We start from the raw sequence: 6,579 nt of genomic DNA, 5'->3' as shown, positions 1-6,579 counted from the left end.
CGCGGCCTCCACCTTGCGGGCGCGGCTGCGCGACGGCGCGGAGCCGGCCTCGCCGCCGGACCACCCCGCAGAGGCGGGGCGCCGCCCTTCTTGTCCTCGCCAAATAGACCGTCCGGTGCGGATAGGGCATCTGGAAGCCGCGCGCGTCGAAGGCCGCCTTGATGCGCCGGTAGAATTCGCGCCGGACGTTCCACTGGCCCAAAGGCCGGGTCTTGAAGCGGCCGCGCAGCCACACGGACGATTCCTTCAGCCCCTCGACGCCGACCACCTCGAACGGGCCGATGATGGTGTCGGCAAGCGGGCCGTTCTCGGCCATGTCCTGCGCGACCTCCGCCATGACGGCGAGCGCGTCGTCGATGTTCTCGCGGTAGGCGATGGAGACGTCCACCACCGCATAGGCGAAGTGCTTCGACATGTTCTTGATGGTCTGCACTTCGCCGAACGGCAAAGAGTGCACATTGCCGTCGAAATCGCGCAGGTGGACGGTGCGGATGGTGATCTTCTCCACCAGCCCCGCATGGGCGCCCACCTCCACCACGTCGCCCACCGAAAGCGTGTCCTCCATGAGGATGAAGACGCCGGTGATGACATCCTTCACCAGGGTCTGTGCGCCGAAGCCGATGGCGAGGCCCAGCACGCCGGCGCGCCAGCAGCGGCGCGATGTTCACCCCGAGCTCGAGAGCACGATCAGCCCGGCGATGGTGATGATGATGACCCTGAGGCCGTTCATCATGAACGGCAGCAGGGTCTTCAGGCGCGTCGACGTGGGATTGCGCGCGGCCATGCGCTCGGCGAACGCGGCGCCGATCTCCCAGGTGGCGAAGGCCGCGGCTATGACGACGAGGATCGAGATGGCGCGGGCCACCAGGGCCTGCCCGCTGGTGGAGGCGAGCCACTCGAACGGCCGCGCGCCCCAGATTTCCAGCAGCGCGACGACGGTGAGGGCGCCCACCAGCGCCTGCCCCGCCTGGCGCAGGGCCGGCAGGTAGCGGTTGGCGCGCACTTCCAAGAGCGGGAACTTCTGCTGCATCTCCGGCCCGAGCCGGAACACCATGCCGAAGACGCGGTGCAGCGCGAACAGGATGAGGCGCGCCACCGTCACCGTGACGACCGAAAGGAGCGTCGCCCGCGCAAGATAGGCGAAGCCGCCCTCGAGATCGGTCACCCACACCACATAGGCGGCGGCGACATAGGCGATGGCCAGCAGATGCCAGAAATCCGCCACCTGGTTGCGCAGGCGCGCGACGCCATCGCTCGGCGCCGCCCAGGCCCGCAGGCGCCGCGCCACCGACCGGCGAATCTGCAGGATGAACACCACCGCCATGCCGGCGATCACCAGCGCCAGCAGGTCGCTCAGGAGGTTGTAGGCGGCAAAGGAGAGGCCCAGGATCCACGCGGTGCGCAGCAGGAAATAGCCGTAGACCGCGGTGTGGGTGAAGCGGCGCACCCAGAGGAAGCCGTAAGCGGCACTCTCGTCATCCAGCGGCAGCAGGCGAAGGCGCACGGTGTCCGGCGCGAGCACCGCCCGCGCGCCGGCGATGATGACCCGCGCCAGGACGTTCGCGTTCACCACCGTCACCACGGCGAGGCGCACCAAAAGGGTCGTCGACCACCGCCAGCGCGCCGAAGGCCGCAGCCGCGAAGGCGACGATGGGCAGCGTGTCCAGCACGGTCCGCACGAACAGGAGCAGGAGCCGGCTCGCGAACGGCCGCCGCCGCGCGCCTCCACCGATCGCCGGACCCCGGCGAGCACCGCTTTGACGGCCCACTCCGCCGCCAGAGCGGCGATCAGCACCGCCGCCACCACGCCGACCGCCCAGGCGATCCGCTCGATCACGAATGGGTCCGACAGGCTGGAGAACAGACGGTCCACCTGGTCGGGGACCTTCTCCGCCTCCGCCACCAGCCCGAGCACCGATCCCGAGAACGCGCCGAGCGCGCTGGTCGCCCCGGCGAGCCAGTCGTCGCGCAGCGGCGGCTTCTCCTCCTGGCGGTCGACTGCGATGAGCGCGCTGAGGCGGGCAACGAACGCCGCGCGCGCCGCATCGTCCTTCAGCGTCTCCACGAGGTCGCGGATGTCGGCGCGCAGCGTCTCGGGAAGCGTCGCCGGTGCGGCGCTGTCCGAGGCACTGGGTGCGGCCGGCATCGAAGTCTCAGGAGAGGGAGAGGTCGCAGACGAGGGCGCGAGCGGGGTGGTGGTCTGTGCCGTCGCGATCGCGCGGATATGCAAAAAAGCAGGCATGCCGCAAGGCGGGCCAATGGGTTCATGTGGGGAACTCCCGTCTAGCCGTGGCGCTTGGTGTCGCTCAAGGGGCGGCGCAAAGGCGCCGCGGCGGGTGGGACAAGCCTTGCATCGCAGGGCGCGATTGTCCACCCGCCCGCGCCGCTGCCCTGAAGAAGCGGCCGGTTTCGCGATCAAGTCGCGAACCGGCCATTCGGGTCCCCCAAGCGACGCCGCGGGCTTGCGAGGGGGCCAAAGCGCTCCCATATCCGGTGAGCCGGGATGCCGCGACGGGTCCCGGCAGGCCGCGGCCAGACGGGCGCGGACTAAGGCACTGCAAAGTCGCTTGACGAGGGCTTTGGTCGATGTCGCGCATGTCTTCGCTGTCGAGCCCCTTCCTGCTCGGGTTCGACGAGGTCGAGCGGTTGCTCGACCGCGTGACCAAGAGCGCCGAGGGCTATCCTCCCTACAATGTGGAGAGGGTGGAATCGGACGGACAGGCGCCGCGCCTGCGCATCACGCTGGCGGTGGCGGGGTTCACGGCGGACCAGCTCGAGATCACCCTCGACGAGAAGGAGCTGACCATCCGCGGCCGTCAGGCCGAGGAGGCTGAGGACCGCATCTTCCTCCACAGGGGGATCGCGGCGCGTCAGTTCCAGCGAACCTTCGTCCTGGCGGAGGGCATGAACGTGGTCGGCGCGGAACTGCGCAACGGCCTGCTCGCTGTGGACCTTGTCCGCCCCGAGCCGGAGCGGCGCGCCAAGCGCATCGACATCGTTTCTCGGCCCTAAGGGGGCGGGTGATGGCGCGGACTGCCGAGAGTGAGGAGTAGACCATGACGAACGAGAAGACCGAGGCGCTCGCGCCCGAAACCATCGCCCCCGAGGCGATCACCCCCGAGGCCCTCGCCGGGCTCGGCGGCGGCCATATCGCTTATGTGCGCACCATCCGTTCCGAGGACGTGGCGAGCATGTTCCCGCAGGCGCCGCAGATCGCGCCGGGCATGACGCTGTTCACGCTCCACGCCGCGGACGGCACGCCGATCCTTTTGACGGACAGCCGCGAAGCCGCGCTCGCCAATGCGATGCAGAACGAGCTGGAGACCGTGAGCGTGCACTGACGCTCGCTCGCAGCGCCCGTCCGGATGACCATGCGGGCCCGGCGGGTCCGCTCAGGCGGCGTCGGAGGCGGGCGTGGCGGTGAGCAGGGAGAATATGGCCTTGGCGTCGCGGGTGGCGCGGAGCTTTTCCACCGTGTCGGGATCGCGCAGCATGCGGGCGACCCGGGCCAGCGCCTTGAGATGATCCGCGCCCGCCGCTTCCGGCGCCAGCAGCAGGAACACCAGGTCCACCGGCTGTCCGTCCAGCGATTCGAAATCGATCGGCTTTTCCAAGCGGGCGAACAGACCCACGAGCTTGTCGAGCTTGGCGAGCTTGCCATGGGGAATGGCGATGCCGTTGCCGACGCCGGTCGATCCTAGGCGCTCGCGCTGGAGCAGCGTCTCGAGGATTTCGCGCGGGTCGCGGTCGATCATCCCCGCCGCCTGCTGCGCCAGTTCCTGGAGGGCCTGCTTCTTGCTGCTGGCCCGCAGCGTCGGGAAGACCGCGTTTGCAGCGATGAGATCGGCGAGGGGCATGGATTGGGTCCCTGCGGCGTGCGCGGCCTGGCTCGGAAAAGGCGGCGGACGCTAGTCCCAAGCCGAGCCGACCGTCAATGGCCTGCAATAGCCAGCCGGAACCCTCGGGATCAGCCGTAGCGGTCTGCCCCGAAGGCGCCCGGCGGGCGCGCGTCTTCGTCCGGGCCAAGACAGCCGGGCGGCCGGCCCCTGCGCCGGCTACGCCTGTCCCATCAGCCCCCCGCTGGAGCGTGCCGCCGGGCTGCAACAGCCCGAACAGCGCGTTCTTCCGGCGCCGCCACCGGTGCGGCGGCGCCCGTGTCTGCGGCGCGGAGCAGGGCCCCGCGCCGAAATCAGCCCTCAGGCGGCCGGATCGATCCAGCCCACATGACCGTCGGGACGGCGATAGACGACGCTCACCCGGCCGTGGCTCGCATGGCGAAAACACGACCACCGGCGCGCGTGATGTCGAGCTCCAGCACGGCGTCCGCCACCGAAAGGGACCGCAGGCGCGTGACCTGCTCGGCCACCACGGTGGGGCTCCAGCCTTCCAGCGCCTCCTCGGTCTCGTCCTCGGGAACCGGGGCGAGGATATAGCTCTGGGCTGCGTCGGCGACGCCATTGCCGCCATGGACATGGCGGTCCTTGACCCGCTGCTTGTAGCGTCGGAGGCGCTTCTCGATCTTCTCCACCGCGGTGTCGGCGGAGGCGTTGGCCTCCTGCTCGCTGCCGTGGGCCTGGAGATTCACGCCTGAATCCAGATGAAGCATGCATTCGGACCGGTAGCCCGAGCCTTCGCGCGCAACGGTGACGTGGCCAGACCAGCCACCGTCGAAATATTTCGCGACAACTTCGGAGAGCCGATCCGTCAGGCGTTGCCGGAGCGCTTCTCCGACATCGATGTTCTTTCCTGACACTCTTAGGGCCATGCGATTTGATCCCCTTTGAGCGGGTGCCGGGAGGCGCCTGCTCTGCTTCTCAAAACCGGCCGCCGTACAAGTGGTAGGATTGCTTTGCCAACGTGTCAACAAACCAGCGCCCGCGCGCTCGCGCGGCGCATCGGCTCGAATCGCCGCCGGGCTGATCAGCGGGAGAGGAACGGCAGCATGCGCGAGAGCACGCCGTCCTGCTTGACCACGCCGTGATAGAGGCCGGCGGCGATGTGCAGCGCCACCAGCGCCGTCATCAAGTATCCGCCGCGCTCGTGCCATGTGCCGAGCATCTCGGAGAGCGCCTCGTTCTTGCCGAGCGGGGACGGCATGGTGAACAGCCCGAACACCGAGACCTGCGCGCCGAAGGTGGTGGCGGTGAGCCAGCCGAGGATCGGCATGACGAGGATCAGCGCGTAGAGCGTGTAGTGGGTCAGCTCCGCCACGCCCCACATCCACACCGGCATGCCCGCCGGGCGACCGGGCACGCGAGTGAGCGAACGCGTCAGCACCCGCGCGACGGCGAGCGCAAAGATCAGGATGCCGATCGACTCGTGATAGTAGAACAGCTGATCCTGGAGCGCCCCGCCATCCAGCCGCACCATCACCAGGCCGGCGGGGATCACCATCAGGACGAGGATCGCGACGATCCAGTGGAGCCACCTAGCCGGCGGCGCGTAGACGCTCGGGCGGGCGGGATGTGTCGTCTCGTTGGCCATGGCTTTCCGTCTCCGCAGATGAGGCGCGCAACCGGCACTCGAACCAGACGTCGCCGTCGGGAAGCAGCTCGACGCGGGTGGCCGGCCTGAGGGCGCTGGACAGGCTGGCCACCGGCGCGAGTTCGAGCCCGCTGCGGCCCGAACCGATAATGACCGGCGACACGAAAACGTGAACCACATCGAGGCACCCGGCCTCGATGAAGGCGGAGAGGGTCCGCGCCCCGCCTTCCACGAGGATGCGGGCGAAACCCAGGCCCCGCAAGGCCGCGATCACGCGCGCGGGCGCGAAGGCACCGCTGGAGTCGAGCTCGATCGTCTCGACCCCCGCCGGTACCGCCGCGGTGACACCGGTTCTGCGCACCACCACGCGCCGCGCCCCGTCCTGCACGAAGCAGCGCGCGACGGGGATCGGCGCGGCCGCTGGGGTCGAGAACCACCCGCGCCGGGCTGCGCCCGGCAACGCGCCGCACCGTGAGCAGCGGGTCGTCCGCCGCCACCGTCCCGACGCCGACCACCACCGCATCGACGCCGGCACGCAGCGCATGCAGGCGGTCCAATGCCGCCTTGCCGTTGATATACTTGGATTCGCCATGAACGGTGGCGATCTTCCCGTCGAGCGACTGTCCGATCTGCCCCATCACGACGGGCTCAACGCTTTCGTGATGGGGGGCGGGGGTCGCGCCGTTCGGCATCTCGTCATCCATGTGTGCGGGCCTGCCGTAGAGAGTGTGTCATCGGGAACGCATCTCCACGCGAAAGGTTACGCCTGAGCCGCCATTTTGGATCGGCTTTTCGCGGCAGGCCGTCTCCCGTTAACGTGCTAGCGGTCAGGGTGCCGCGGTCCAGCGAGCGTGTGAGGTAGCAGGATGTCTTCCGCCGACCGTCTTGGCATCGGTTCCGCATCGTCCGTCGCCTTGGTCGAGCGCGCCCTCGGGGAGTTGCGTTCCGGCCGGCCCGTGCTGCTGCAATTCGAACGACGAGGAGACGCTGGTCATCGGCGCCGAGGCGTTCGACACCGAGGCGGCGGAGGCCTTCCGCCGAACTCGCCGCCAGCGGCCCGGCCCGCCTGGTCCTGCCGGCGCCACGCCTGGCGCG

The 6,579-nt window shown here is 69.4% G+C and carries 8 protein-coding genes and 2 pseudogenes; 3 read left to right on the top strand and 7 right to left on the bottom strand.

Translation table 11 applies throughout. The features are described 5' to 3' along the window. Both AC2W7M_RS17280 and AC2W7M_RS17275 read right to left on the bottom strand, forming a co-directional pair. On the bottom strand, window positions 1–637 hold a 637-nt coding region (locus tag AC2W7M_RS17280; RefSeq protein WP_486133558.1), incomplete at its 3' end, for a mechanosensitive ion channel family protein. Window positions 638–664: 27 nt separating this feature from the next. Further along, window positions 665–2,146 (bottom strand): hypothetical protein, encoded by a 1,482-nt coding sequence (locus AC2W7M_RS17275; protein ID WP_486133556.1) that lies wholly within the window; start codon window positions 2,144–2,146, stop codon window positions 665–667. A 440-nt stretch (window positions 2,147–2,586) separates the two neighbouring features. Here AC2W7M_RS17275 and AC2W7M_RS17270 point away from each other — a divergent pair, with 440 nt between their 5' ends. Further along, a complete protein-coding gene (locus AC2W7M_RS17270) occupies window positions 2,587–3,012 on the top strand; it encodes an Hsp20 family protein (RefSeq protein ID WP_486133554.1) in 426 nt (141 codons plus the stop codon). Window positions 3,013–3,056: 44 nt separating this feature from the next. After that, window positions 3,057–3,341 (top strand): BQ00720 family protein, encoded by a 285-nt coding sequence (locus AC2W7M_RS17265; RefSeq protein WP_486133553.1) that lies wholly within the window; start codon window positions 3,057–3,059, stop codon window positions 3,339–3,341. Between the two features lie 51 nt (window positions 3,342–3,392). Here AC2W7M_RS17265 and ptsN read toward each other — a convergent pair whose 3' ends face one another. The 5 genes and pseudogenes from ptsN to AC2W7M_RS17240 form a co-directional block, all read right to left on the bottom strand. Beyond that, window positions 3,393–3,857 carry a PTS IIA-like nitrogen regulatory protein PtsN gene (gene ptsN, locus AC2W7M_RS17260; RefSeq protein ID WP_486133551.1) on the bottom strand — a complete coding sequence of 155 codons (465 nt, stop codon included), beginning with the start codon at window positions 3,855–3,857 and terminating at the stop codon, window positions 3,393–3,395. Between the two features lie 339 nt (window positions 3,858–4,196). Continuing rightward, window positions 4,197–4,765 (bottom strand): annotated as a pseudogene (gene hpf / locus AC2W7M_RS17255) (ribosome hibernation-promoting factor, HPF/YfiA family). 155 nt (window positions 4,766–4,920) lie between these two features. Next, the gene (locus AC2W7M_RS17250; RefSeq protein ID WP_486133550.1) at window positions 4,921–5,484 is read right to left on the bottom strand and encodes a cytochrome b; all 564 of its coding nucleotides are present in this window, start codon (window positions 5,482–5,484) and stop codon (window positions 4,921–4,923) included. Further along, entirely contained in the window at window positions 5,429–5,851 is a 423-nt protein-coding gene (locus AC2W7M_RS17245; protein ID WP_486133548.1) for a RibD family protein, read from the bottom strand. Before AC2W7M_RS17245 ends, AC2W7M_RS17250 begins: the two co-directional genes overlap by 56 nt. 88 nt (window positions 5,852–5,939) lie before the next feature. Next, window positions 5,940–6,122 (bottom strand): annotated as a pseudogene (locus AC2W7M_RS17240) (dihydrofolate reductase family protein); the annotation flags it as partial. Window positions 6,123–6,369: 247 nt separating this feature from the next. Between AC2W7M_RS17240 and AC2W7M_RS17235 the strand changes: the two are divergent. Further along, window positions 6,370–6,579, top strand: a 210-nt coding sequence (locus tag AC2W7M_RS17235) for a hypothetical protein (protein ID WP_486133546.1), incomplete at its 3' end; no start/stop codon positions are given.

It is taken from the genome of Xanthobacter sp. BG11Y11_SDJG, assembly GCF_057364445.1.
Note: the sequence above shows the minus strand (reverse complement) of the source record. Positions and strands in the feature narration are given on the sequence as shown.

Bases quoted from the DNA above. Each gene is read 5' to 3' on its own strand.
- AC2W7M_RS17275 (WP_486133556.1), bottom strand. From the start codon at position 2,146: ATGCCGGCCGCACCCAGTGCCTCGGACAGCGCCGCACCGGCGACGCTT.
- AC2W7M_RS17270 (WP_486133554.1), top strand. From the start codon at position 2,587: ATGTCGCGCATGTCTTCGCTGTCGAGCCCCTTCCTGCTCGGGTTCGAC.
- AC2W7M_RS17265 (WP_486133553.1), top strand. From the start codon at position 3,057: ATGACGAACGAGAAGACCGAGGCGCTCGCGCCCGAAACCATCGCCCCC.
- ptsN (WP_486133551.1), bottom strand. From the start codon at position 3,857: ATGCCCCTCGCCGATCTCATCGCTGCAAACGCGGTCTTCCCGACGCTG.
- AC2W7M_RS17250 (WP_486133550.1), bottom strand. From the start codon at position 5,484: ATGGCCAACGAGACGACACATCCCGCCCGCCCGAGCGTCTACGCGCCG.